23 protein-coding genes are annotated in these 25,933 nt (G+C 43.6%); 5 read left to right on the top strand and 18 right to left on the bottom strand.

Features of this window, described 5'->3' with window-relative positions; all coding sequences use genetic code 11:
* Nucleotides 1-100: 100 nt before the first annotated feature.
* The 8 genes from yfmH to CS921_RS00630 form a co-directional block, all read right to left on the bottom strand.
* Nucleotides 101-1,393 carry an EF-P 5-aminopentanol modification-associated protein YfmH gene (gene yfmH / locus CS921_RS00665; RefSeq protein ID WP_099221029.1) on the bottom strand — a complete coding sequence of 431 codons (1,293 nt, stop codon included), beginning with the start codon at nt 1,391-1,393 and terminating at the stop codon, nt 101-103.
* The gene (gene yfmF / locus CS921_RS00660) at nt 1,386-2,657 is read right to left on the bottom strand and encodes an EF-P 5-aminopentanol modification-associated protein YfmF (protein ID WP_420843729.1); all 1,272 of its coding nucleotides are present in this window, start codon (nt 2,655-2,657) and stop codon (nt 1,386-1,388) included. Before yfmF ends, yfmH begins: the two co-directional genes overlap by 8 nt.
* A gap of 127 nt (nt 2,658-2,784) precedes the next feature.
* Nucleotides 2,785-3,735: an ABC transporter permease gene (locus CS921_RS00655; protein WP_099221025.1), complete on the bottom strand. Its 951-nt coding sequence runs from the start codon at nt 3,733-3,735 to the stop codon at nt 2,785-2,787.
* Nucleotides 3,732-4,793 (bottom strand): ABC transporter permease, encoded by a 1,062-nt coding sequence (locus CS921_RS00650; protein ID WP_099221023.1) that lies wholly within the window; start codon nt 4,791-4,793, stop codon nt 3,732-3,734. The genes CS921_RS00655 and CS921_RS00650 overlap by 4 nt, the downstream gene beginning before the upstream one ends.
* The gene (locus CS921_RS00645; protein WP_099221493.1) at nt 4,786-6,321 is read right to left on the bottom strand and encodes an ABC transporter ATP-binding protein; all 1,536 of its coding nucleotides are present in this window, start codon (nt 6,319-6,321) and stop codon (nt 4,786-4,788) included. Before CS921_RS00645 ends, CS921_RS00650 begins: the two co-directional genes overlap by 8 nt.
* 363 nt (nt 6,322-6,684) lie before the next feature.
* Nucleotides 6,685-7,761: a BMP family lipoprotein gene (locus tag CS921_RS00640; protein ID WP_099221021.1), complete on the bottom strand. Its 1,077-nt coding sequence runs from the start codon at nt 7,759-7,761 to the stop codon at nt 6,685-6,687.
* Nucleotides 7,762-8,027: 266 nt separating this feature from the next.
* The gene (locus CS921_RS00635) at nt 8,028-10,334 is read right to left on the bottom strand and encodes a DNA translocase FtsK (RefSeq protein WP_099221019.1); all 2,307 of its coding nucleotides are present in this window, start codon (nt 10,332-10,334) and stop codon (nt 8,028-8,030) included.
* Nucleotides 10,335-10,490: 156 nt separating this feature from the next.
* The gene (locus tag CS921_RS00630) at nt 10,491-11,390 is read right to left on the bottom strand and encodes a YitT family protein (RefSeq protein WP_099221492.1); all 900 of its coding nucleotides are present in this window, start codon (nt 11,388-11,390) and stop codon (nt 10,491-10,493) included.
* Between the two features lie 224 nt (nt 11,391-11,614).
* On the opposite strand from CS921_RS00630, the gene trhO reads away from it, so the two are divergent.
* Nucleotides 11,615-12,586: an oxygen-dependent tRNA uridine(34) hydroxylase TrhO gene (gene trhO / locus CS921_RS00625; protein WP_099221017.1), complete on the top strand. Its 972-nt coding sequence runs from the start codon at nt 11,615-11,617 to the stop codon at nt 12,584-12,586.
* A gap of 56 nt (nt 12,587-12,642) precedes the next feature.
* On the opposite strand, the gene fni is transcribed toward trhO, so the two are convergent.
* Nucleotides 12,643-13,701, bottom strand: a complete 1,059-nt coding sequence (fni, locus tag CS921_RS00620) for a type 2 isopentenyl-diphosphate Delta-isomerase (RefSeq protein ID WP_099221015.1) — start codon at nt 13,699-13,701, stop codon at nt 12,643-12,645.
* A complete protein-coding gene (locus CS921_RS00615; protein WP_099221013.1) occupies nt 13,698-14,054 on the bottom strand; it encodes a DUF1033 family protein in 357 nt (118 codons plus the stop codon). Before CS921_RS00615 ends, fni begins: the two co-directional genes overlap by 4 nt.
* Before the next feature lie 131 nt (nt 14,055-14,185).
* Between CS921_RS00615 and CS921_RS00610 the strand changes: the two genes are divergently transcribed.
* The 3 genes from CS921_RS00610 (at nt 14,186) to yidC (ending at nt 15,691) form a co-directional block, all read left to right on the top strand.
* Nucleotides 14,186-14,467, top strand: a complete 282-nt coding sequence (locus tag CS921_RS00610; RefSeq protein WP_099221491.1) for an acylphosphatase — start codon at nt 14,186-14,188, stop codon at nt 14,465-14,467.
* Between the two features lie 75 nt (nt 14,468-14,542).
* Nucleotides 14,543-14,824: a hypothetical protein gene (locus tag CS921_RS00605; protein ID WP_099221011.1), complete on the top strand. Its 282-nt coding sequence runs from the start codon at nt 14,543-14,545 to the stop codon at nt 14,822-14,824.
* Between the two features lie 42 nt (nt 14,825-14,866).
* Nucleotides 14,867-15,691: a membrane protein insertase YidC gene (gene yidC / locus CS921_RS00600; RefSeq protein ID WP_099221009.1), complete on the top strand. Its 825-nt coding sequence runs from the start codon at nt 14,867-14,869 to the stop codon at nt 15,689-15,691.
* Nucleotides 15,692-15,747: 56 nt separating this feature from the next.
* On the opposite strand, the gene CS921_RS00595 is transcribed toward yidC, so the two are convergent.
* The 4 genes from CS921_RS00595 to CS921_RS00580 all read right to left on the bottom strand — a co-directional run bounded on the left by CS921_RS00595 (nt 15,748) and on the right by CS921_RS00580 (nt 20,780).
* A complete protein-coding gene (locus CS921_RS00595) occupies nt 15,748-17,223 on the bottom strand; it encodes a HAMP domain-containing sensor histidine kinase (RefSeq protein WP_099221007.1) in 1,476 nt (491 codons plus the stop codon).
* Nucleotides 17,220-17,900 carry a response regulator transcription factor gene (locus CS921_RS00590; RefSeq protein ID WP_099221005.1) on the bottom strand — a complete coding sequence of 227 codons (681 nt, stop codon included), beginning with the start codon at nt 17,898-17,900 and terminating at the stop codon, nt 17,220-17,222. Before CS921_RS00590 ends, CS921_RS00595 begins: the two co-directional genes overlap by 4 nt.
* Before the next feature lie 217 nt (nt 17,901-18,117).
* Entirely contained in the window at nt 18,118-19,536 is a 1,419-nt protein-coding gene (gndA, locus tag CS921_RS00585) for an NADP-dependent phosphogluconate dehydrogenase (RefSeq protein ID WP_099221003.1), read from the bottom strand.
* A gap of 152 nt (nt 19,537-19,688) precedes the next feature.
* On the bottom strand, nt 19,689-20,780 hold the full coding sequence (locus tag CS921_RS00580; RefSeq protein ID WP_099221001.1) for a M20/M25/M40 family metallo-hydrolase: 1,092 nt from the start codon (nt 20,778-20,780) through the stop codon (nt 19,689-19,691).
* A 145-nt stretch (nt 20,781-20,925) separates the two neighbouring features.
* On the opposite strand from CS921_RS00580, the gene prli42 reads away from it, so the two are divergent.
* Nucleotides 20,926-21,021, top strand: coding sequence for a stressosome-associated protein Prli42 (prli42, locus tag CS921_RS00575; RefSeq protein ID WP_099220999.1), 96 nt, complete (start codon nt 20,926-20,928; stop codon nt 21,019-21,021).
* Between the two features lie 146 nt (nt 21,022-21,167).
* On the opposite strand, the gene CS921_RS00570 is transcribed toward prli42, so the two are convergent.
* From CS921_RS00570 to lpdA, 4 genes are read right to left on the bottom strand one after another with little or no spacing between them, the layout of a single operon-like run.
* Nucleotides 21,168-22,466, bottom strand: coding sequence for a dihydrolipoamide acetyltransferase family protein (locus CS921_RS00570; protein WP_099220998.1), 1,299 nt, complete (start codon nt 22,464-22,466; stop codon nt 21,168-21,170).
* Nucleotides 22,467-22,491: 25 nt separating this feature from the next.
* The gene (locus tag CS921_RS00565; RefSeq protein WP_099220997.1) at nt 22,492-23,475 is read right to left on the bottom strand and encodes an alpha-ketoacid dehydrogenase subunit beta; all 984 of its coding nucleotides are present in this window, start codon (nt 23,473-23,475) and stop codon (nt 22,492-22,494) included.
* Between the two features lies 1 nt (nt 23,476).
* Nucleotides 23,477-24,475, bottom strand: a complete 999-nt coding sequence (locus CS921_RS00560) for a thiamine pyrophosphate-dependent dehydrogenase E1 component subunit alpha (protein WP_099220996.1) — start codon at nt 24,473-24,475, stop codon at nt 23,477-23,479.
* 30 nt (nt 24,476-24,505) lie between these two features.
* Entirely contained in the window at nt 24,506-25,933 is a 1,428-nt protein-coding gene (lpdA, locus tag CS921_RS00555) for a dihydrolipoyl dehydrogenase (RefSeq protein WP_099220995.1), read from the bottom strand.

The raw sequence follows: 25,933 nt of genomic DNA, 5'->3' as shown, positions 1-25,933 counted from the left end.
AGCCAAAAAAACCATTTTTTCATGAAGATTTCTAAAAAAAACTATCGATTTCCTAAAAATGCTTCTGGAAACCGAAAAGAAACTCCGACTAGCGGCTGAATCATTCGGCTGTTTCCGGCAGAATTTGGAAAGTTGTTTGCCGTTTCGGCTCTGCCAGGGTTTTAAGAAAGGCATTGACTTCGGCCACTGTGATTTGTTCAATCGCCGGCTGAAGATCAAAGAGAGAAGCATCCTCTAACACATACTGGCTAAACTGATTGGCAATAAATTCCGGTGAATTAAGTGCACGCAGGAATTGCCCCACTTTTTTACGCTTGATCAATTCAAGATTATCCGCTGACACGCCTTCACTTGCCGCCTGTTTAAGCGCCTCAAAAATAGCTGCTTTCTGTTTATCCGGGTCTTTCGCATCCCCACCAATCAAAACAAAAGAGAAACTATCCTGAAGTGTGTAATCAAAGCCAAAAGTATCGTCAATGATTCCCTCGTTATAGAGCCTTAAATAATTATCAGAAGTCGTTCCGAAAAGAAGTTCGAGCGCCACATCAGCGATCATTTCATGCTTGACAGCTTCTTTTCCGCGCAACTTGCCAATATCTTCCTTGACACCAACCAGCAGTTTGGCGCGCTGAACAGGAAATGTGATACTGCGGTCTTTGATAGCCACTTCCTGTGGTTCATCTGGAAAAGCTCGCTTGATTGGGGCCACTTGTTGAAAATCTTTCGCCGCTTGATTTTCTTCAATCAAATGCATCATTTCATCCGGCTCCAAATTACCCACTACAAAAAGAACCATATTGCTTGGATGATAAAACGTTTCATAGCATAGATACAGCAGGTCTTTGGTAATATCTCCAATCGACTCTACTGTTCCGGCGATATCAATCTTAACTGGATGCGTGTGATACATGTTTTCAATCGCACCAAAATAAACACGAAAATCCGGATCATCATCATACATACGAATCTCTTGCGCAATGATGCCTTTCTCTTTTTCAACCGTACTTTCTGTAAAATAGGGCTCCTGCACAAAATCCAATAAGGTTTCCAAGTTCTCATGGACATGCGATGTGCTGGAAAAAAGATAGGCCGTCCGAGTAAATGAAGTGAACGCATTCGTAAAGGCACCTTTTTCGCCAAATTTAAAGAACACATCTCCTTCTTCTTTTTCAAACAGTTTGTGCTCTAAAAAATGGGCAATCCCATCCGGTACATGAACAAACTCCTTCCCACCAATTGGAACAAAATCATTATCAATGGATCCATAATTCGTTGTAAAAATAGCAAATGTTTTGCTGAAACCTTTTTTAGGCAGTAAGAACACCCGCAAACCGTTCGCAAGCGTTTTTTCGTATACCGTTTCATTGACCTCTGGAAAATCGATTTTACGCATGCTCTGTCACTCCTCTGCTCAAGAAATACACCGTGTCCAGTTCGATTTTTCGAATCGCTGCCAGCACTTCTTCTTTTGTCGTCTGTTCAATCTTACGGATCCAGTTTTCCGGATCTAAATCACTTGCTCTTAACTGGTTATTATAACTGATTTCGATCATCCCCTGCGCCTGATCGGTCGTTTCAAGTAATTGATTGATATACATTTCCTTGGTTTGCGCAAGCTCTTCTTCTGTAAAATCGCCGGCTTTCATCGCTGCCACCTGCTCCAGAATAATTGCAAGTGCTTTCTCATAATTTGCTTCATCGATCCCTGCTGAAATCAATAAATAGCCTTTAAAACTATCTACTCGACTAGAAGCAGAGTAGGCCAGGCTTTCTTTTTCGCGCACATTTACAAAGATCTTTGAATTGGCATAACCGCCTAGAAGCCCATTGCCCAACTGTAAAGCTACAAAATCCGCATCGCCAAACAAAGTGTTCGTTTGATACCCTATGGCAAGTTTTCCTTGATTGATTGGCTGCACGTCATACACATATTGTGCTTCTTTTCTTGCTGTATTCGTCGTAAACTGAGCCATCTGATTCTTCCGATTAGGAAACACTAGTTTTTCCAAATACGGAATCAGTGTATTTCGTGATATACGTCCGCATACATAGACATCGATGGCATCTGTTTTAAGCCACTCTTGGTAATAGGTAAACAGATTAGTCGCATCTATTTGACGAATTTCTTCTACAAGACCAGATGCTGGAACTCGAAAGACATCTTCTGCAAACATTTCCTCCTGCAAGCGTCGATTAGCATAACGTGCTTTGTCATCATAAATGCCCTCAAGCCGACTTTGCAGATTGGTTTTTTCCCGTTCTACGGTTTCCTCATCGAAAGCCTGATTTTTAACCAGCGGATTGAAAAACACTTGCTCAATAAAAGCAAATGCCTCTGCTAGCAGATTTTCCCCATCAGGTACTAAGTCTGCATCTACCATGTCAAAGACTGCACTGATAATATGCTCATTCCCCTTTTTTTCTACCGTCGTATAAAAATTTGCACCATAGAGGTAGGCAAGCTTCTTCCTAAAGTCTGTCTGATTCGGATAGGTTTGATTGCTCGTTTCAAAAAGCATGGCAAGTAGCGCCCGCTTTGTTACTGTTTTTTCATCTAAAGGCGCACGAAATTTAAAAACGATTCGTGTTGACTTAAATTTATCTGTTTCCAGTAGCGCCAATTGCACTGGTCCAATTTTTTCCTGATAAAGCTGCATATGTATGCTCCTTCCCGGTTAAACATCTATCTTCCATTGTAGCGCAAACGGGGCTGATAGACAATTTTGAAGAATGTTTACACAAAAAGGCCTTGCTCCAATTGATAAAGAAGCAAGGCCTGTTGAATTATTTTCCTTTGATATAGTTGATACCATCTGCTTTTGGTGCTTCTGCTTTGCCGATAAAGCCAACGAGTGCCAAAATCGTCAATACATAAGGCGCGATTTGCAAATAGATATCTGGAATGTCTTTAAAGAATGGTAAGGATCCTCCTGTAATAGCCAGACATTGTGCAAAGCCGAAGAAAATCGCGGCCCCCATTGCCCCAAGCGGATTCCATTTACCAAAGATCATCGCAGCCAGTGCCATATAGCCCTGTCCGGAAATCGTCGCATGACCGAAATCAAGCGTAAAGCTTTGGGCATACACAGCGCCACCCAAGCCGCCAAGAATACCAGAGATGATAACACCTTGATATCTCATCCAGCGAACTTTAATCCCCATCGTATCAGCAGCAAGCGGATGCTCACCTACCGAGCGAAGACGAAGACCAAAGCGTGTCTTATAAATCACGAAGTACGAAATAATCGCAAAAGCAATCGCTACATAGCTCATAACCGGCACATTCGTGAAGAAAATGTCACCAATCACTGGAATATCTTTCAAAAATGGAATATCTGGTTTACCAAAATAATAAGTAATTTGATCTGTTTGTCCCTTGTCATAGATTGCCTTGACTAAAAATAAGGAAAGCCCCGTCGCCAAGAAGTTGATGGCCACACCACTGATGACATGATCTGCGCGGAAATTAATGGTCGCTACAGCATGCACCAGTGAGAACAGTCCACCGACAACCATTGCGGCGATCAGTGATATCCACGGCGTCCAGGCTCCAAAAACATCTTGAAAAGTCAAGTTAAAGACGATCGCTGAGAAGGCGCCCATCACCATCATGCCTTCTAATCCAATATTGACGACACCGCCACGTTCTGAAAATACACCGCCAAGTGCAGTAAAAATCAGCGGGCCAGCCATTAGCAAAGTACTCGATACAATCGTTGCAATATAGGTTGTCATTCCGCTCTCGCCCCTTTCTTGAATTTCGCCAGCGCCCAACGAATGATATAGCTGGATGCTACGAAGAAGATGATCAGTGCAATGATGACATCAACCAGCTCATTCGGAACACCTGCAACAGCTGGCATGTTCAATGCCCCAATCTTAAGTGAACCAAATAGAAGTGCCGAGAACACGATGCCGATTGGCGAGCTTCCACCAAGTAGAGCTACTGCAATCCCATCAAAGCCGATACCCGGAGATGCACTTAGGACATAAGCATTTCCATATGTACCTAAACCTTCCATCACACCACCAAGGCCGCTGAGCGCACCAGCAAGTACCATGGCAAGCACGATGGTTTTCTTCACGCTCATCCCAGCATATTGGGACGCATTTTCATTAAAACCAACTGATTCGATTTCATAACCAAAAGTTGTTTTCTTCAACATTAGCCAAATGATAATAACAAAGCCGAGAGCAATAAGAATCCCCCAGTGAAGTGTTGAATATTGGGTGATTTCCTGCAAGAAGGCCGACTGTAGTGAAGCCGAAGCCGCCACATTTTCCGTTTTATCCAAGCCATCCGTCAAGATATTTTGAACAACATAATTGAATACATAAAGTGCTGTATAGTTCAACATGATTGTGACGATAACTTCATTAACTCGAAGTGTAGCTTTTAAAATACCCGGAATGAACGCCCAGAATGCCCCAAACAAGGCACCCACAATAACGGCAAACGGCAAGTGGATCCAAGTAGGCAGGTTTTCAAAATGAAGGCCGACAATCACAGAGCCGAGCCAGCCCATCAACATTTGCCCCTCTGCCCCGATATTGAAAAGTCCTGCTTTGAAGGCCACTGCTACAGAAAGGCCGACCAATATGTAAGGCGTTGATTGACGGATGGTTTCACCGATGTAGTAAGGCTGACTGACAACCCCTTCCACAAGTGCCGTATAGCCGGCAATCGGATCATAACCAAAAGCAAGCATGATCACAGCGCCACACAAAAGCCCCAGAATAACGGCTGTAATCGGAATGATCAATGCGTTTAAAGATGATTTGACTTTAGCCATGGATCGCTTCCCCCGTTTCTGCTTTTTTACTACCTGCCATAAGCAGCCCAAGCTCTTGTTCCGTGGTTTCTTCCGGTTTGACAATTGCTACGATTTTTCCTTCATAGATAACGGCAATCCGGTCGCTGACGTTCATAATCTCATCTAGTTCAAAACTCATCAGAAGAACCGCTTTCCCTTTATCGCGTTGTTCAATCAAGCGGCGATGTATAAATTCAATTGCCCCGACGTCAAGTCCCCGTGTCGGCTGAGCCGCAATCAGGAAGTCCGGATCTCGACTAAGTTCCCGCGCGATAATTGCTTTCTGCTGATTCCCACCAGATAGAGACTTGGCCGATACATATTCACTGCTTGTCCGCACGTCAAATTCCTCAATTAAATTGCGGGCGAATTGATACATTTCTTTATGGTTTAAGAAGCCTTTGTTGGAGATTGGTTTTTTGTAGTAGGTTTGCAAGGCGATATTTTCACCGATTGTCATTTCCAGCACTAAGCCATGTTTATGCCGATCTTCTGGAATATGTCCCAAACCCGATTCTGTAATCTTACGTGGTTTTTTATTCTCAATCCGCTGACCATTTAACGTAATCGTTCCGTTTGTCACTTTGGTGAGGCCACTGATCGCTTGAATCAATTCACTTTGTCCGTTTCCGTCAACTCCGGCAATGCCCACGATTTCTCCCGCACGAACACTTAGGTTAAGCCCACGAACACTTTCTACTCCGCGGCTTTCTTTTACGATCAGGTCTTTGATGACCAGTACATCTTCACCAGGATGGGCAGGTGTTTTTTCTGTTTTGAAAACAACTTCACGTCCGACCATCATATTGGCCAATTCTTGCGGATTTGTTTCCGAAACATCGACTGTGCCGATTCCTTTTCCGCGACGAATAACGGTTACCCGGTCGCAGACATCCATAATTTCTTTCAACTTATGCGTAATTAAAATAATGGATTTGCCTTCCTTGATCAAGGAGCGCATGATTTGAATGAGTTCTTTAATTTCCTGTGGAGTAAGTACCGCTGTAGGTTCATCAAAAATCAAAATATCAGCACCGCGATAAAGTGTTTTAAGAATCTCTACACGCTGCTGCATGCCAATCGAGATATCTCGAATGAGTGCATTTGGATCAACACGCAATCCATAACGATCGGAAATTTCCTGAATCTCCTGAATCGCCTTCTTTTTCTCGATGACGCCGAATTTGCTCGGCTCCTTGCCAAGAATGATATTCTCGGCCACTGTAAATTTGTCCACCAACATAAAATGCTGATGCACCATTCCGATGCCTAAATCGTTGGCCTTGTTCGGACTATGGATGTCTTCTTTCTGACCACGAACACGGATTTCTCCGCCATCAGGTTCGTAAAGACCAAAAAGAACATTCATCAAGGTAGACTTTCCCGCGCCATTCTCACCTAGTAAAGCATGAATCTCTCCCTGCTTTAACTGTAAGGTAATGTTATCGTTCGCTACAAAACCAGAAAACTCTTTTCTGATTCCTAACATTTCAATAACATAGTCCACATTCTCACTCCCTTTGTCATTAAATGATAAAACCGGAAAAACAGCCTCTCGCACCGTCTTCACAGATGATGCCGCCTCTCCGCAATCATTCCACTGTATGGATTCTTGCGTTTTTTATCCGCTTATACATGCAACCTTTATAAGATTTTGACTGATTCATTTGCAATTAATCCCTAAATCTGTAGAACTGCACCATTATATTTTATTTCTTAATCCGCACTATTGCAATCAATTTTATATAAAAAAATGAAAAATCCATTCGTTTCGCTTAGTAAAAGGTTTTACTAAATGCAGGAAACGCTTTCAAAGTAAATAGAATTGAAAGGCTGACTGAGCAGCCAGCCCTTCATACATGACGATTGATCAAGGTTTTTCTGGAACTTTGATTTCACCATCAACAATTTTTTGTTTATATTCGTCCACTGTTTTTAGAACATCTTTTGAGATATTATCTTGGTGTTCAGAAAGGCCGACTGCATCTTTATCAAGACCGTATTCGATCTTCTCGCCACCTGGGAAATCGCCTGCTTTTGTACGAGTTGCAAGGTCTTCCACAGCGATATCTACACGTTTGATTTCAGAAGTTAGTGTTACATTGTACTCTTTGCCGTCGTTTGCTTTTACTTTACCTTCGTCCCATTGGTCACGGTCAACACCGATTACCCAAACGTCGCGACTAGGATCTTTTTTCTTCAAGTTTTTCGCTTCAGCAAATACACCATTACCAGTACCACCAGCAGCGTGGAAGATAACATCTACGCCATTTGAATACATGGTAGAAGCAATTTGTTGACCTTTATCTGCTTTTGCAAAGTCGTTCGCATATTGTACATCAATTTCTGCATTAGGGTTAACAGCTTTTACGCCAGCAGTAAAGCCTGCTTCAAAGCGGTCGATAACTTCTCCTTTAACACCGCCAACAAAACCTACTTTATTCGATTTTGTTGTAAGACCTGCAACAACTCCTACCAAGTAAGAACCGTCATTGTCTTTAAAGCCGATGCTCGCAACATTGTCACGGTCAGTAATTGTGTCATCTACAAGCGCAAATTGGCTGTCAGGATTTTGTTTTGAAACGTCTTCAATGGCATCTTTTAATTTGTAACCAATACCGAAAATCAAGTCATACCCACTGCGCACAGCAGTATTCAAGTTTGTTTTGTAGTCTGCTTCTGATGAAGATTGAAGATAGTTGTAACCATCTTGACCTTTTTCCATGTCATTTGCTTCACCAAATTTTTGCAAACCTTCCCATGCTGATTGGTTAAAGGAACGGTCATCAACACCGCCCGTATCCGTAACCATTGCTACAGTGAATTTGTCATCATCTTTTTTCCCACTAGACTTGTCGCTACTGCTGTCAGATCCTCCACAAGCGCCAAGGAATACCGCAGAAGCCAGAATCATGGTTAGCGCCAACGCAAACGTACGCTTTTTCACCTTCAAACCCCTCCCAAGAGATAAAATATTCGCTAGCTTTAACGGTTTACCACGAACAATTTTGCTTAATTGATTATGTAATGTTTCCCTTTTACCAAAATGGCAAGTGGACTTTGAAACCGTATACGCTAACTGATTTTAATATACCATGAACCGCCAAAGAAATAAATAAGGAACTTGCGATTTTAATATAACAAGTTAATTCTGAAAATTCAACCTTATAAAACCTCAAAAAAACGATACAGAAATTCTGCATCGTTCTCTTTTTACTCTTCCAGATTATCTGGATCTATGTTCACACGTCGCGGTTTAGAACCCTCGTGTGGACCGACAATCCCCCGTTGTTCCATTTCATCGATCAAGCGTGCCGCACGATTATAGCCAATTCGGAATTTCCGTTGTAGCATCGAAACCGAAGCAGTCTGCATTTCCACAACCAAATCAACGGCTTCATTAAATAAATCATCTTCTGCTTCTTCGCTGACATCTGGCAAATCATCTGGGATCATTTCTTCGTCATATTGCGCTTTTTGCTGGGCAATGACAAAATCCACGATCTTCTCCACTTCACTGTCGCTTAAAAAGGCTCCCTGCACACGGGTCGGCTTGCTGGAACCCACGGGAAGAAACAGCATGTCTCCACGCCCAAGTAGCTTTTCAGCTCCGCCCATATCAAGAATGGTTCGTGAATCGGTCGCGCTGGATACGGCAAAGGCAATTCGTGAAGGAATGTTGGCTTTAATGACCCCTGTAATAACGTCAACTGAAGGACGCTGTGTCGCAATGATTAAATGGATACCGGCAGCCCGCGCCATTTGTGCCAGCCGAGTGATTGCATCTTCCACATCATTTGAAGCGACCATCATCAGATCGGCCAATTCATCGACAATGACGACAATAAACGGCAATTCTGGCTGTTTCTCTTCATTTTCCTCATTATGACGGCGCACATGCTCATTATAGCCTTCCATATTCCGCGTTCCCGTATGAGAAAAGAGTTCATAACGGCGCTCCATTTCAGACACAACTTTTTGCAATGCTTGGGCGGCTTTTTTAGGATTGGTCACAACTGGTGCTAGAAGATGCGGAATGCCATTATAGACGTTCAGCTCTACCATTTTGGGATCGATCATCATCATCTTCACTTCATGTGGCTTAGCTCGAAGTAAAATACTTGTGATGATACCATTGATACAGACAGATTTCCCGCTCCCTGTCGAGCCGGCTACAAGTAAATGGGGCATTTTATTCAAGTGTGCCAAGACTGCTTCCCCGGAAATATCCCGTCCCAGTGCAATTTGCAACTTGTCCTCCGGTCGATTGTCTGGATTATTTTCCAACACTTCCCGCAATGACACCATGGCCACTTGTTGGTTGGCCACTTCGATTCCAATCGCCGACTTGCCCGGGATTGGTGCTTCAATACGAATATCCTTTGCGGCAAGGGCTAACGCAATATCATCACTTAAAGAAACAATACGGCTGACTTTCACCCCGATTGCCGGTTGGACTTCATATTTTGTCACAGCAGGTCCCAAATGAACTTGTGTAATCTTAGCTTGTACGCCAAAACTTTCAAATGTGCTCTCCAGTTTGGCTGCATTGGCCTTGATTTGATCATACTCTTTTGATTGATCTGTTGGTGGTGCAGGTGTTAGCAGATCAACGGTTGGGAGTTGATAGATTTCGTTTTCAAACGACTCCTGCTCGAACATCATTTCGCGTTCTTCCGGTGCATCCTCTGCTACCTCGACAGGCGGCACTTCTTTTTTAGGTGCTGCTTTGGCATGGAAGTTTGAAATGATCGGCGGCTCAACTTGCGGCCGATTTTCTTTAGGAAGGGCTTTCTCAGGTTCCTTTGATTCCAATGGAGTCGGTTGCTTTTCGACTGCTTTCTTTTCTGCTTTTAACGCACGCTTTTGCTGACGCTCTGCAGCTTTGTCCTTCCCTTTTACAGCTGCTTCCTTTGATTTTCCAAACAGATAGCGGAAACCGACAGCTATTTTATGTCCTACCGTTCGTAGCGGGATGCCAGATAAGAAAGAAACACCTAGCAACATCAATAAAATCGCAATCACCTGTGTGCCGATTTTAGCTACAAGAAAATAAGAAGCTGCACAAATTACCGCTCCGATCATCCCGCCGCCTACACTGGCAACTGCAGTCGGATAAATCAGATTGGTCGTCGCACGTGACCAGGTTTCCATTAAAATATTATCTGTCAGACCAAAAGTCGTGGCAAAATGCATTTCAACAAATGTCGCCATCCCGATTGTTAACAAATAACAGCCAACCAGTCGCTTTTGAAAAAATGGCGGTCGTTTTCGTGCAATTAGCAAGTAAATCCCTAATACGATCATCCCGGCTAAAAACAGGTAACCTAGTGTACCTAGAAAAAATTCACTGATTGCATAAATCAGCTGGCCGATAAATCCCAAGCGAAACATTCCTAATAGGGCTGCCGCAATCAAAACAATGCCTGTTATTTCAAAACCGTATGCGTTCTTCTTTTTATTTCGACTTTGAGAACGCCCACTTTTCCTCGCCGGTTGTTTTTTCCTTTTTGTTGCCATTTTTTCCCCACCTTACTTCTCTCACATATCTTGCCCCATTATATCATAAAATAAATCCCACTTGCTCCGCTAAAAGTCCTATTTCCCAAACAAACGTACGCATATAAATAGAAATTAGCTGAGATTCCTTCTGCCCGAAAGAATTTCAGCTAATTTCTATAGATGGGGTGTTTTCTTTTTCATGGTCTTGCCGCCGCGAACTTCCGACATACTGCCACCCACGGCCAGAAAAGCATCTGGGTCTATTTCATCTAGAATCGCTTTTAATTTTACTTCTTCAAAACGAGAAATAATCACAAAAATCACTTTTCTCACATCACCTGAATAGCCGCCAGTCGCCTCTAGATAGGTGACCCCTTTCCCTAACTGTTCAATGATCTCGCCGCCGATTTCTTCATAATATTTACTGATGATAAAGGCGCTTTTGGATTCATCCATTCCTTGAATCACAATGTCAATCACTTTGTAAGCCAAGAAATATGTAATAAGTGAGTACATCGCCCGATCCCAGTTAAAAACTAGACCGGCAACAGCAAAAATCAAAATATTGATGACCATGATGATCTGTCCGGTAGAAAATGGTGTTTTTCCATTGACAATGATTGATACGATTTCTGTGCCATCCAGTGCGCCGCCATTACGAATCACAAGACCCACGCCGAGTCCAAGTGTGACGCCTCCGAACACTGTGGCAAGAAGCAGATCGTCTGTTACCGGTTCAACGTCATGTAGGAGCAATGTGACGAGTGACATCACGGCAATCCCGTAGAGCGTTGAGACAGCAAAATTCTTGCCGATTTTTCGGTAGCCGATCACAAAAAATGGAATGTTTAATACGAAAGTCAGTACCCCTAGCGGAAGTGGCGTCAGTTGGGAAATAATAATTGATATTCCGACAACGCCGCCATCGAGTATCTGATTGTTTACAAGGAATAGTTCCAGGCCAACTCCCATCAAAACTGCTCCAACTGTAATCATAATCAATTTATAAAGGAGCCATTTCATTCTTTTTCTACGGCTTAATCGAACCTCTTTATAGGCCTGTTCTTCAATCATACTTGAATCAATATGCAAATAACATCACTTCCCGTCTCTCCTTTTTCCTATTTAATAGTATATCATATGGATTTAACAAATGAAATCACGGCATTGAGGAAACGACAGAAAACAAAAACTTGGAAATCCCCTCTTTTTTATAGTATAGTAATAGCTGCGCAATGTGGAGAAACATAGAGTTTGCAACGTTTTTCACATAATTTAATAATAAGGGTGGTTAAAACATGAGTGACTATCAAGTGTTGTTATATTACAAATACACAGCAATTGATGATCCGGAAGCTTTTGCCAAGAAGCATCTCGCTTTTTGTAAAGAGCTTGGCTTGAAGGGCCGGATTCTTGTGGCGGAAGAGGGCTTAAATGGCACACTTTCTGGTACAGTGGAACAAACAAATCAATATATGGAGACGATGCACGCTGATCCTCGTTTTCACGATATGGTGTTTAAAGTGGATGCAGCTGATCGGCATGCTTTCAAAAAAATGCATGTCCGTCCGCGCAAAGAGATTGTCTCCCTTCATTTGGAAGAGGATATTGATCCGCTCGAATTAACAGGTGACTATTTAGAGCCGGAAGCATTTCGGGAAGCGCTTTTAGATCCCGATACCGTCACCATTGATGCTCGGAATGATTATGAATATGATTTAGGTCACTTTCGAGGAGCTATTCGTCCAGACATAAAAAATTTCCGCGAATTGCCAGACTGGATCAAACAAAATCGCGATCAGCTGGCAGACAAAAAAATTGTCACCTATTGCACGGGTGGCATTCGCTGCGAAAAATTCTCCGGTTGGCTTAAAAAAGAAGGTTTTTCAGATGTCAGCCAACTCCATGGTGGGATTGCGACTTATGGCAAAAATGAACAGACAAAAGGAGAGCTTTGGGACGGGATGATGTATGTGTTTGACGAACGCATCGCTGTACCGATTAATCGTGTAGAGCATACGGTGGTTGGGAAAGATCATTTTGATGGTTCCCCTTGCGAACGGTATATCAACTGTGCCAACCCTTACTGCAATAAACAGATTCTTGCTTCTGAAGAAAATGAAGTAAAATATCTGCATAGCTGCTCGCATGAATGCCGCGTTCATCCGGCAAATCTCTATATCAAAAAAATGGACTTTGGAAAAGAGGCGCTTGAGGCGAAACTTGCAGAGATTGGTGAAACATTGCCAGCTCATTCAGAAAGTCTTTAAAGTCTAAATAAAACGCGTGAAACCAGCCACTTTCGGCACTGGGTTTCACGCGTTCTTTAGTTTCGCTTGATTTGTCTGGTTTCCATAAAGGCGCGCAAATCCCCTTTGATAAAAAGAGGTATTTCAGCTAATGCTGCTACGTTTGCCGCTTCAAGCAGCACCATCAAAAAGCGAATTTCCTGTTGGAGTGTTTGTAAATAGGCAATCGCCGCTTCCTTGCCGTCATTTTTTAGTCGTGCCAGAATCGGCGCTGCAATTCCACAAGCCTTTGCTCCAAGTGCCAGACATTTCACCACATCTGCGGCCGTCTCGATACCACCTGAGGCGAGCACTTCCCCATGTTTTTGGAATGTCTGTACATCCAGCAGCGATTGAGGGGTCGTTAAGCCATACTCATTCAAAAAAGCCCGTTTTTCGTGATGCCGTCTGCGTTCATTTTCTATTTGGGCAAAATTTGTACCACCTTTTCCGCCGACATCAATGACTGTAACGCCTGCCTCTTTTAATCGCAGAGCAGTCTCACGGCTCATGCCAAAACCAACTTCCTTGACAATCACTGGAACAGGGGCATGTTTGACATAGTCGGCAATCACATTCAACCAGTTTGAAAAATCGCGATCTCCTTCTGCCATGGCAAGCTCTTGCGCTGGATTCACATGGATTTGCAGGGCATCTGCCTGAATCAGCTCGATGGCTTTCAATCCTTCTTCAAGTGGCACTTCTGGGCTAACATTGCCAAAAATAATGCCCTCTGGATTGACTTCCCGGACAATCTGAAAAGAATCTCGGACGTCTGGGTTTTTTAAAGCGGCAGATTCTGAACCGACCGCCATGGCAACATTCGTCGTGCGTGCAATTTCCGCTAGCTCTGCATTGATTTTTTTCGTATGTGGACTTCCACCAGTCATGGCATTAATATAGATGGGCGTTGAAAAATTGAGCCCCGCCACACGCGTAGCCAAATCCACTTGATCAACATGCAAATTGGGCACGGATTGACCGATCAGCTCGATTTCATCAAAAACACCCGGGCTTCTTTCACCGTATTGTCTAACTGCAAGCGTCACATGCTCGTCTTTTCTTCTTTGTCGCAGGAGATTTTCTTCCTTCGTCATGCTTCTCCCCCTTCTGGCTCGCCAACAAGCGTAAACCATTTCTCTTTTTCAGCAGCATCCGGCTCATACACATTGCCATCAGCCAGTAAGAGAACTCCGTGAAAAGTTTGAATGTCATCTTCACAGTCCTCACAGTATTCGATCTCAGCTTCATCCCAAAAAGCCGCCAGCACTGTCTTTTTCACTTGCATTTCCGGGTAGCTTTTTTGAAACTTTTGGCAGATTTCCTGATATTTCTCAAAAGCCGCTTCCTTTTCTATATAAGTAAAAGTTTCCGTGATCGTTTCTTCCCATTCTTCAAAAAACCACCATGGCTCAAACTCACCTTTTGTAATCAGTACTTGATATTCCATCTTCAACACCTCAGGTCATTTCTTACACTCATCCATTATAGCGCAGAACAAACCGTAAAGTAAATTTTTGAAACCAGCAGAAAAAAAAGCTACACTATAGGTATAGATGACGAAGCGAAAGGATGATTGAATTGGCAAAAAAAACCGCTATTTTACGTGTTACGGGAATGGTACAGGGCGTTGGTTTCCGCTATACCACCAAACATATTGCCTACAAATATGATATCAGCGGCACCGTAAAAAACTTGGATGACGGCTCGGTTGAAATTGCGGCTCTCGGTGAAGAAAAACAATTAGATCAATTTATCGAAGCGGTAAAAAAAGGGCCTTCACGAGCTGCCCGTGTGGAACATGTGTACATTTATATGGGAGCACCCGTAGAAGAACGCAAAACATTTGATATTCTGTATTAATGACGAAAACGGCTTGAATTCCTTGCCTATTTGAATTATAGTTAATGAGTACTAAAAATCGCAGGAAGGGAGTGGATGCGTGCTGTGGACTTTTTTCTTCAAATGATTGCTGAGCCTGAATATATTGCTATGACTGTGACTTTTTTGCTGATGCTGTCACTGTTTCGCTTCTGGCCGATTATTAAAGCACTGAAGCCAGCAATGTTTCATGCAGATGTTTTATTTTTTTCACGCATTACGCTTCTAAATGTGAAACCGAAATTGATTCATTTGGTCAATTTCATCCTGTTGTGGCTTGTTGTCACATTAAAGAAGAGTTCCTTCGCAGATGAACCAGACAGCCTTTACTTGCTTTGAGATGTAACAGGAGCTATTTAAAACTAGGAGGAACTATTAATCGTGAAGAAAAAACATTTATTACTCATTGCCATGCTGTTACTTGGCTTGGCGCTCTTAACTGGGTGTAGCATGGACCCATCCCAAAATACAGACGGGTTTTTCTATACTTACTTGATTGCCCCATTTACAGCATTTATCAAATTTGTGGCATCCTTTTTCAATGATAACTACGGGGTTGCCATTATTATTACCACACTTTTAATCCGTGCTGCCATTCTGCCGCTCAACTTGCGAACATCAAAAGCACAAATGACCATGCAGTCGAAAATGGCTGTTGCCAAACCAGAAATTGATGAAATTCAAGCACGGCTGAAACGCGCTGCAACCAAAGAAGAGCAAGCTAGAATTCAGCAGGAAATGATGACTGTCTACAAAAAATATGACATCAATCCGATGCAAATGGGCTGTTTGCCAATCATTATCCAAATGCCGATTTTGATGGCCTTCTATTATGCAATTCGCGGCTCATCAGAAATTGCCTCACACGGCTTCTTATGGTTCAATCTTGGTCAACCAGATGCAGCCCTTGCCATTATTGCCGGACTGGTTTATCTGCTTCAATATTTCGTCTCCATGATTGGCTACACACCAGAGCAAAAGAAACAAATGCGGATCATTGGTTTAATGTCACCGGCGATGATTTTATTCATGGCCTTCTCGACACCTTCTGCACTTTCACTTTACTGGGCAGTCGGCGGACTTTTCCTTTGCGGACAGACGCTTCTTTCCAAGAAACTTTACATGAACAAACACCCTGAGGTTAAAGAAGTGATTGCACAGGAAAAAGAATTCGAAAAAACAGTGGAAGAACAAAGTAAAAAATAATCGAAAAAGCGAGCATCCTTTCAACTGGATACTCGCTTTTTTTATGGTTAAAAATTTTATGCTTTTTCAGCCTCTTTTTCAATCAGTGGCAAAGTAATGGTAATGGTCGTTCCTGGTTCTTTTTCCGGGTCACTTTCTGCTTCGATCGTCCCCAGATAACCTTCAACCAGCTGTTTGGCAATCGCAAGTCCTAGACCATTGCCACCTTTTTCACGGCTGCGGGCTTTATCCACGCGGTAAAAGCGGTTGAAAACTTTTTCCACTTCTTCTTTTGAAATCCCCACACCATAGTCCCGAATCGAAACACGGATCTTATCCGCCGCACGGTAAAGGCGCATATCCACTTGCTTGGCTCCATCTGAATATTTCACAGCATTGTCCATAATAATGATTAGCAGCTGCTCAAGGTGATTGTGTTGGATCATTGCATGGAGATTCTCAGCTTCTTCTGAAAGCGTAAATGTGAAATCTTCATACATCACTTCAAAATTACGTCGAACCTGCTCGACCGTATCATTCACACTCACAATCTGCAGCTCTTTTGTTTGCGAAACCTGTTCTGCACGAGACAAATCTAGCATTTCTTGTACGAGTTTCTTCATGCGTTCCAGTTCCGTAAGAGAAGCTTTCAATGATTCATCCAATACTTCCGGATCATCTTTCCCCCAGCGGTCAAGCAGTTTTAAATGCCCTTCCATAATTTGTACCGGCGTACGCAGTTCATGCGAGGCATCCTCGACGAATTGTTTTTGCTGTTCAAAACTGTTTTCAATTCGCGTCATCATATCATTGAATACCATCGTTAGTTCACCGATCTCATCCTTCGTTTGTGTGATCGGCTCGATTCGTTTTTTCTGAAAACCATCACGGCGAATGTCATTCATAGAGCGCGCCAATTTTGTTAGTGGGTTTAGAAAATTTTGGGCAAGCAGATAGCCGAGCATTCCGCTAATGAAAAGTGCCACCGCTCCTAAAATGAACATAATGACAAGTAATTTGTCCATCATTTTATTGTAACTCGTTAGTGGGTTAATAACCTGCACATAGCCCACAATCGTTGAATTATCTGCACTGGAAACAATTGGGCACTGCGTGATGATCATTTTCTGACCATCCACGGTCGGCTTACTTGTCAGCATTTCATCGCTATTGGGAACGAAATACTTGGAATAATCTTTCGAGCCCGTCTCACTATACTGCGGGTAATAATAATTATTAATCCGATTGCCATCCTTATCATAAATTGCCACCACTTGATCTTGAATCCGCTGACTGATAGCCTTTGTGTCGTCCATTACTTTTTTATTCAAATCATCATTGGCAATATTCCCAGATTTTAAGACATCACTGGAAGCGGTAGCAACAAGCAGCGAGTTCGCCTTCTGCTCCTCTTCGTTCAAAAGCATTTGGCCGATCCCCTGATAAATGGCAAAAGAGAATAGAAAGAAAGTCAAGAAAATCGCAGCGCTGGCACCAAATGTCCATTTAAATTTGAGTGAGCGGCTTTTAAGTGAGAAAGTGCTAGTTGTCATGTACGCATCACATAGCCGGTGCCACGAACCGTTTGAATGTAACTTTCTTCATCCGGGTGGTCGATTTTATTACGCAGATAACGCACATATACGTCCACCACATTTGTTTCTACTTCTGTCTCATAACCCCAAACTTTATTGAGCAATACTTCCCTTGTTAATACAATATTGATATTTTCCATCAAGGTTAAAAGAAGCTCATATTCCCTTTTCGTCAGATCGATGACTTCTTCTCCACGACGAACGATGCGACTTTCTTTTTCAACTACAAGGTCGCGGTATTCAAGCGTCGTTTGCTTGATGGCTTGTTCACTGTTTTCCACGCGACGTAAAAGCGAACGCAGACGAGCAAGCAACTCCTCAATTGCAAATGGTTTTACAATGTAATCATCTGCTCCGTGATCCAGTCCGGAAACACGATCGATGACGGAATCACGCGCTGTGATCATAATGATCGGTGTTTGCTTCGTTTGACGAACTCGTCTGCAAACTTCTATACCGTTTAAATGTGGGAGCATCAAATCAAGCAAAATCGCATCCCAATCTTCACTGAGAGCAAGCTCCAGTCCTGCACGGCCATCACTTGCGACCGTTGTTTCATAGCTTTCATGCTGAAGCTCCAGCTCGATGAACCGGGCCAGATTTTTTTCATCTTCCACAATTAGAATTTTACTCATTTTGTTAACCTCTCTTTCAGGCATCTGTATACATATCTACTTCTATTGTAACCGACTTTCATCCAAAAACAACTAATAACAAGGCGAATGATAAGAATTTCCGCTATTTTTTATGGATTTATCATTCAAAAAAACACATTTTAATGGGATCCTTATTTTAGGCAGTAAAAAACGCCCCTTAAAGCCGTCGCTTCAAAGGGCGCTCGAGAATCAGGAATTATTCTTCCACTTCTGGCCACTCTGTATGGAATACGCCTGGTTTATCAACACGTTCATACGTATGAGCACCAAAGTAGTCGCGCTGAGCCTGAATTAGGTTAGCAGGCAGCACTTCGGAACGATAGCTGTCATAATAGCTGATTGCAGCTGTAAATGTTGGTACCGGAATACCAGCTTTCACTGCTTCTGCTACGACTTCACGCAGTGCACCTTGGTAATTATGTGCAATGTCTTTGAAGTAAGGATCAAGTAGCAGATTATTTAAATGCTTGTTGTTATTGTAAGCATCTGTAATTTTTTGCAGGAAGCGTGCACGAATGATACAACCCGCACGGAAAATTTTCGCAATTTCACCATATTGCAAGTCCCATTCATATTCATCACTTGCTGCTTTCATTTGGGCAAAGCCTTGCGCGTAAGAAGCAATCTTACTGAAATAAAGTGCTTTGCGAACCGCTTCGACAAAGGCTTTCTTATCGCCGTCAAAGTGATAGTTGCTTGGACCGCTGAGTACTTTGCTTGCTTCCACACGTTCGTCTTTCAGCGCTGAAATGTAACGCGCAAAAACAGATTCTGTAATTAGCGAAAGCGGTACACCTAGATCAAGTGCGCTTTGGCTCGTCCATTTACCCGTGCCTTTTTGACCGGCTTTATCCAAAATGACATCGACAATCGGTTTGCCTGTTTCGTCATCTTTGACTTTTAGGATATTTTTCGTAATTTCAATCAAATAGCTGTCAAGTTCGCCTTCATTCCATTCTGCAAAAACATCCGCCAACTCGTCTTGATTTAAACCAACAATATATTTAAGAATCGTATAGGCTTCAGCAATTAATTGCATGTCCCCATATTCGATTCCATTATGGACCATTTTTACGTAATGACCGGCACCGTCTGGACCAATATACGTCACACAAGGCTCTCCTTCTGCAACTGCTGCGATTTCACGCAAAATTGGTGCTACTAGGTCGTAAGCTTTACGTTGACCGCCTGGCATGATCGACGGCCCTTTCAGCGCGCCTTCTTCACCGCCGGAAACACCTGTCCCGATAAAGTTAAAACCTTCCTCGCTAAGCTCCTTGTTACGACGGATCGTGTCTTTGAAAAAGGCATTCCCACCATCAATCAAAATGTCACCCTCATTTAGGAAAGGTTTGACGGCTTCAATCATCATATCAGTTGCATCGCCTGCTTTGACCATAATCAAAATACGGCGAGGAACTTCCAGTGATTCAACAAATTCTTCCAAGCTATACGTTGGAACTAATTTTTTATCTGCATTTTCTTCCATTACTGCTTTTGTTTTTTCACTAGAGCGGTTAAAAATGGATACTGTATAGCCGCGGCTTTCGATATTAAGTGCCAAGTTGCGGCCCATAACACCCATGCCAATTACGCCAATTTCTTGTTTTGCCATTTTCTAATCTTCCCTTCTTCGGATACTCTGCACCTTTTGGGCAGCGCGTGTCATAATTTGACACGTTGAATCATCAAACTTCTCAACATTCTTAACTATACCAAAGAAATGACGCTTCGGCAATTGTTCCAACCGGAATTTTTCATGGATTTTCATTTTTGAAATACGGCGGGGATGCTGATGCCGCGGCTACATGTGATCAAGGCAAGGATCAGCTCGACTAAATGCTCTAGTTCGGCTACAGAGACCCGTTCATCAGGCTTATGGGGGGCCTCGTAGCCAGCTGCAAGAAGAATCGTAGTGATGCCTGCTTCATTGAGAATATTGGCATCTGAGCCGCCTTCTTCTTTTACCGGTTTCGTTGCAATGCCGACATTGCGGGCAGCTTTTTGGAACAAACGAAAAGCCGCGTGCTCCTTGGTGATTTGAAATCCTGGATAGGTGACATGGACTTGTATATCCACGCGTGCTCCGTACTGACTACCTGCCTCATAAAAGCAGCGTTTGATTTCTTCCAACTCTTGCAACACATCTGCTACATTTTTTTCTGCCTGCAAATGGCTCCATACTTGCAAAGCTTCTGACCCATTCTGCTGCTGTTCTACTTGATAGCGGTCAATCATAAACGTCAGCTTGTCAGATAAATGCAAATGCCGGATACGATGGATGGCTGCACGCAAAACGCGCGTTAATGGGAGGCTTTCTGCTGTGACCTCCTGCAAGTAATCGACTGAGACGGTCACATGTGTCTCACTATTCATCAAATAGCCGCCTACTCGTCCGGGGGCATCAAGTGTATAGCCAAAACTTGAGGTGATCAGCTGCTTATCAAACAGCTTTGCCCCGACCAAGCCTTCCTCTTCACGTGTAGTGAGTAGCCACTCTACTACCCCGTGCGGCATATTGTCGGTCAGCAAGCAGTCAATCGAGCGAAGCATGGCGGCTAGACTTACTTTGCAATCTGCTCCTAGCTGCCCGCCTATGGAATGATAGTAGCCATTTTCAAAAATCGGCTCTGGGATTGAATCATTTGTATGATGATCCAGATGGGCATTGAAAAGAAGTGGCGGGAAGCCTTCTGCCGTTGCAGGCAGCTGGATCAACAAACCCGCCCGGCCCTTGTATGTAATGGATAGCCCTTTTGTTTGACAGAATTCAGCCAGATGCTCGATCAGCTGCTCCTCCTGGCCGGATGGAGCTTGAATTTTCACAAGCTCTTCAAAATAATCTGCAACATTTTTCATCTTTTTTTCCTTCTTTCAAGGAATTTTCTTAAGTATAACGGGTAAAAGGTTTATTTTACAAGCCGGAAAAGCTTGCAGTTTTTTTTATTTATCGTTAAAATAGAACCAATATGATTTTACTAACGAGAGGAGTTCTCTTTTCTACATGTCAAATAAAAAATTCGTTCGTTTCGTCGTTATCCTTATGCTTGTGGCGATCATTCTTTCAAGCATCATGACCGGCGTGCTAATGTTCTGGTAAAAGCGGTAGTCTTTCAGGCTGCGGCTTTTTCTTTTGAGCAAAAAAAGAGCAGTACTGAAACAGTACTACCCAAAAACATCTAGGGAGTTTAGGGGTATGGATCTAGATGTACTAAACTATACCCCTTCTTTCCCAGATGAAACCTTTTAGTAAAGCGGTGTATTTTCCTTGGAGATATGTTCCACATTTTGTTTGACGGTTTGCAGAAATCTTCCAGCGAGCAAGCCGTCCAAAATACGGTGGTCAATGGACAGACACATGTTGACCATCTCGCGAATCGCGATCATATCGTCAATCACAACCGGTCGCTTCACGATAGATTCGATTTGCAGAATCGCCGCCTGTGGATGGTTGATAATGCCCATTGACTGAACAGAACCAAATGATCCCGTGCTGTTAACAGTAAAGGTGCCGCCTTCCATATCCGTGGTGGCAAGCTTATTATTCCGCGCCTTTTCTGCCAGTTCACTGATTTCGCGCGCAATTCCTTTGACAGACTTTTCATCTGCATTTTTAATGACTGGTACATAGAGCAAATCATTTGCAGCAACGGCAATCGAAATATTGATCGCTTTGTGTTCAATGATCTTGTCGCCCGCCCATGTACTGTTAAGCGCTGGGAATTCCTTCAAGGCCTGCGCAACAGCTTTCACAAAGAAGGCAAAATAAGTCAGACTGTAGCCTTCTTCTTTTTTGAAGTGATCCTTGACGGTATTCCGGTACCGGACCAGATTCGTCGCATCAGCTTCGACCATCATCCAAGCATGAGGAATTTCATGTTTGCTTGCTACCATATGCTTGGCAATCGCTTTACGAACCCCGCTGATAGGAATTTCCCGGTCACCTGCTTGCGTCACAACCTCTGCCTTACTTGCAGAAGTGTTTGTCTGCACTGATTGATTGGTATCAGCTGATGCTGACATTTGTGATTGGGCAGAAGATGCGGCTGTTGGGTCTTGAGTTCCTCCGGCTTCAATCACGCGCAGGACATCTTTCCGTGTGATTCGGCCACCTTTACCGCTGCCTTCGATTTGTTCAAGATCTAATTGATTTTCACTCGCCAAACGTAAAACTGCTGGTGAATAACGCAAGCCTTCCGTTTTCTTGGCTTGATTTGTTACGGGAGATTTTTCGGCTTTTTGTACCGTTTCAGCTGGCTTACTTTCCTCTGCTTCCGGTGCAGTTTCCTCCGTTTGAAGATCGCCGTCTGTTTCAATCGTGCAGATGACCTCGCCCACTTCTAACGTTTCGTCTTCTGCCGCAATGATTTCTTTTATTGTACCGCTAAAAGAAGAGGGAATTTCGGCGGTTACTTTGTCCGTCAACACCTCTGCCAGCGGATCATATTTTTCTACTTTTTGCCCCGGCTCTACAAGCCATGAACTGATCGTGCCTTCCGTTACACTTTCGCCAAGTTTCGGCATGGTAATTTTTTCTAGTGCCACTTTTTTCACTCCTCATACTTTCAAATTAAAATTCCGCAAGTTCCCGCATCGCCGTCAGCACTTTATCCGGGTTGATCATAAAGAATTTTTCCATTGTTGGTGAAAATGGCATAGCCGGAGTATCAGGACCCGCTAGACGTGCGATAGGCGCATCTAAATCGAACAAGCAATTTTCAGCAATAATCGCGCTGACTTCTCCGATGATACTGCCTTCCAGATTATCTTCTGTTACTAGTAGCACTTTCCCTGTTTTCTTCGCCGCTTCAATGATGGCTTCTTTATCAAGCGGATAGATGGTGCGAAGGTCTAAAATATGCGCTTCAATCCCGTCCGACGCCAGCTGTTCCGCTGCTTGTTGAGCAAATTGAACGGCAAGTCCGTAAGTAATGACGGTAATGTCGTCGCCTTCCCGCACGACATTGGCCTTTCCGATTGGCACCGTATAATCTGTTTCCGGCACTTCTCCTTTTAGTAAACGATAAGCCCGTTTATGTTCAAAAAAGAGGACAGGATCATTGTCGCGAATGGCCGCTTTTAATAGCCCTTTTGCGTCATAGGGATTCGACGGGATGACGATTTTCAGTCCCGGCTGGCCGAAGAAAACTTTTTCGACGGATTGAGAATGATAAAGCGCACCGTGCACGCCCCCGCCAAATGGCGCCCGAATAACCATCGGACATGTCCATTCATTATTTGAACGATAGCGAATCCGCGAAGCCTCTGAGATGATTTGATTGACAGCCGGCATGATAAAATCGGCAAATTGCATTTCGGCAACAGGACGATAACCATACATGGCCGCTCCAACACCGACACCTGCAATCGCAGACTCAGCAAGTGGCGTATCGATCACGCGGTCTTCACCGAATTGGTCATAAAGTCCGGCAGTCGCTTTAAACACACCGCCTTTTTTCCCGACATCTTCGCCAAGAATGAATACTTTTTCGTCGCGCTCCATTTCTTCTCTCAGCGCTAGTGTAATTGCATCAATATAGGAAATGACTGCCATCTTATTTCTCCTCCCCGCTTTCTTCATAAACGAAGCGCAGTGCATCTTCTGGTTCCGCATATGGGGCGCTTTCTGCATATTCTGTCGCTTCATTGACTTCTTTTGCAATTTCTTTTTCAAAAATCGCAATGTCATCTTCTGTTAAATAACCTTCTTCGAGCAGCTCATTTTGGAAAAGGAGGAGTGGATCATTCGCTTTCGCCTGGTCAACTTCTTCTTTGGAACGATAGCTGCGGTCGTCATCATCGGAGGAATGCGGAGTAAACCGGTAAGAAACCGTTTCAATCAAGGTTGGTCCTTCCCCATTTGCCGCCCGATCACGCGCTTCTTTAAAAGCCAGATATACTTCTGTCAAATTATTGCCGTCCACGCGTTTTCCCGGAATCCCGTAGCCAAGTGCCCGATCTGACAATTTTTCAGCCGCATATTGCTTTTTAGCAGGGACGCTGATGGCATATTGATTGTTATGAATCACGAAAACAACTGGCAATTTGTGGACGCTGGCAAAGTTGATGCCTTCATGGAAATCCCCCTGATTAGAAGAGCCTTCCCCTGTTGAAACATAGGCTACCACTGGATCATGTGCCATCTTGGCCGCCAAGCCGATCCCAGCTGCATGCGGGAATTGTGTGGTCACTGGCGAGCTTTGCGTCACGATTCGTTTCGCTTTATGCCCAAAATGAGCCGGCATTTGTCGACCGCCGGAATTCGGATCTTCTGCTTTCGCAAACGCTGACAGCATGACTTCTTTTGCCGTCATGCCGAATGCCAATACGACTGCCAAATCGCGGTAATACGGCAATGAATAATCGTTCTCTAAATCAAAGGCATATGCTGCCCCTACCTGTGCAATCTCCTGTCCTTGACCGGAAATCGTAAAGGGAATCTTACCGGAGCGGTTTAAGAGCCACATCCGTTCATCTAATCTGCGGGCCATAAGTGTGGTCCGGTACATACGAAGAAGCGTTTCTTTTTCAAGTCCTGTCTCTTTTAAAGCCATGCTTTTATTCCTCCTAAAAAACCATTTTCCTTAACCATGTATTTGATTGCCATCTACAGCAAGCGCTGCTTCGGCAAATGCTTCCGAAAGCGTAGGATGTGGATGGATTGTTTCGCCAATTTCCCAAGGGGTGGCATCCAGCACTTGCGCGAGTGCCGCTTCGCTAATCATATCTGTTACGTGCGGTCCAATCATGGAGACGCCCAGAAGATCATCTGTCCGTTTATTCGCGACGACTTTGATAAAACCGTCAGATTCCCCGAAAACAAGTGCTTTACCAATGCCGCGGAAGAAAAATTTCCCTTTCTTCACTTCTAAATCAGCTGCTTTTGCTTTTTCCTCAGAAATTCCTACACTGGCAATTTCCGGTGACGTATAAATACAGCGCGGTACAAGGTCGTAATCGAGTGTTTCTACTGCCTCACCAGCGATATAGCGAGCGGCAATAATTCCTTCGTGCATCGCGACATGTGCCAGCTGCATGGTCGGAATACAGTCACCAATCGCAAACATGTGACTTTCTTTCGTTTGGTAACGTTCGTTTACTTGGATAAAGCCTTTTTCTACCACAATATCTGTATTTTCAAGGCCGATATTTTCGATATTCGCAGAACGTCCAACTGAAACCAGCATTTTTTCTGCAGTGAAGCTTTTGGTTTCACCTTTTACGATGGCTTCGATGGTCACTTGGCCGTCTTGGCTGATAAGTGTATCTGCCTGAACTTCTGCTTGTGTGACGAGGTTGATTTTTTTCTTTTTGAAAAGACGTGTCAGCTCTTTGGAAATTTCCCGGTCTTCTGTTGGAATAATTCGATCTGCATATTCCAAAACGGTCACTTCTACACCAAAATCATGCAGCATGGAAGCCCATTCCATCCCGATCACGCCGCCGCCAACAATCAAAATCGACTTCGGCAATTCTTCCATTTGCAAGGCACCGTCAGAGGAAAAGACATTTTTTTCGTCTAGCGTTAGCCCCGGCAGACTGCGTGGACGCGAACCTGTCGCGATAATCAAATTTTTAGGAATCAGCATCTCATTTTCCGAGCCATCATTCAATTCAACAGAAATCGTACCGGCAGTCGGCGAAAAGATCGACGGGCCAAGAATCGTACCTGTCCCTTCATACAAATCGATTTTCCCTTGTTTGAACAACTGATGGATGCCTTTTTCCAGCTGATCGATGATGCCTTGTTTCCGTTCTTGTGCTTTTAAAAAGTTCAACTGATAATCACCGTCAATGGCGACTCCAAATTCTGCCGCTCTCTTTACCGTTTGCAAAACTTCTGCTGAACGAAGCAAAGCTTTACTTGGGATACAACCACGGTGCAAACATGTTCCGCCAAGCTTATTTTTTTCAACAACGGCTACCTTCAGCCCTTTTTTACTTGCTTCAATCGCCGCTACATAGCCGCCTGTTCCGCCGCCTAGAACCACGACATCATACTCTTGTGCCAT

The organism is Listeria costaricensis (assembly GCF_900183385.1).
Classification (GTDB): Bacteria; Bacillota; Bacilli; order Lactobacillales; family Listeriaceae; genus Listeria; species Listeria costaricensis.
The sequence above is the reverse complement of the archived record's forward strand: the minus strand, read 5'-3'. Positions and strand labels throughout refer to the sequence as shown.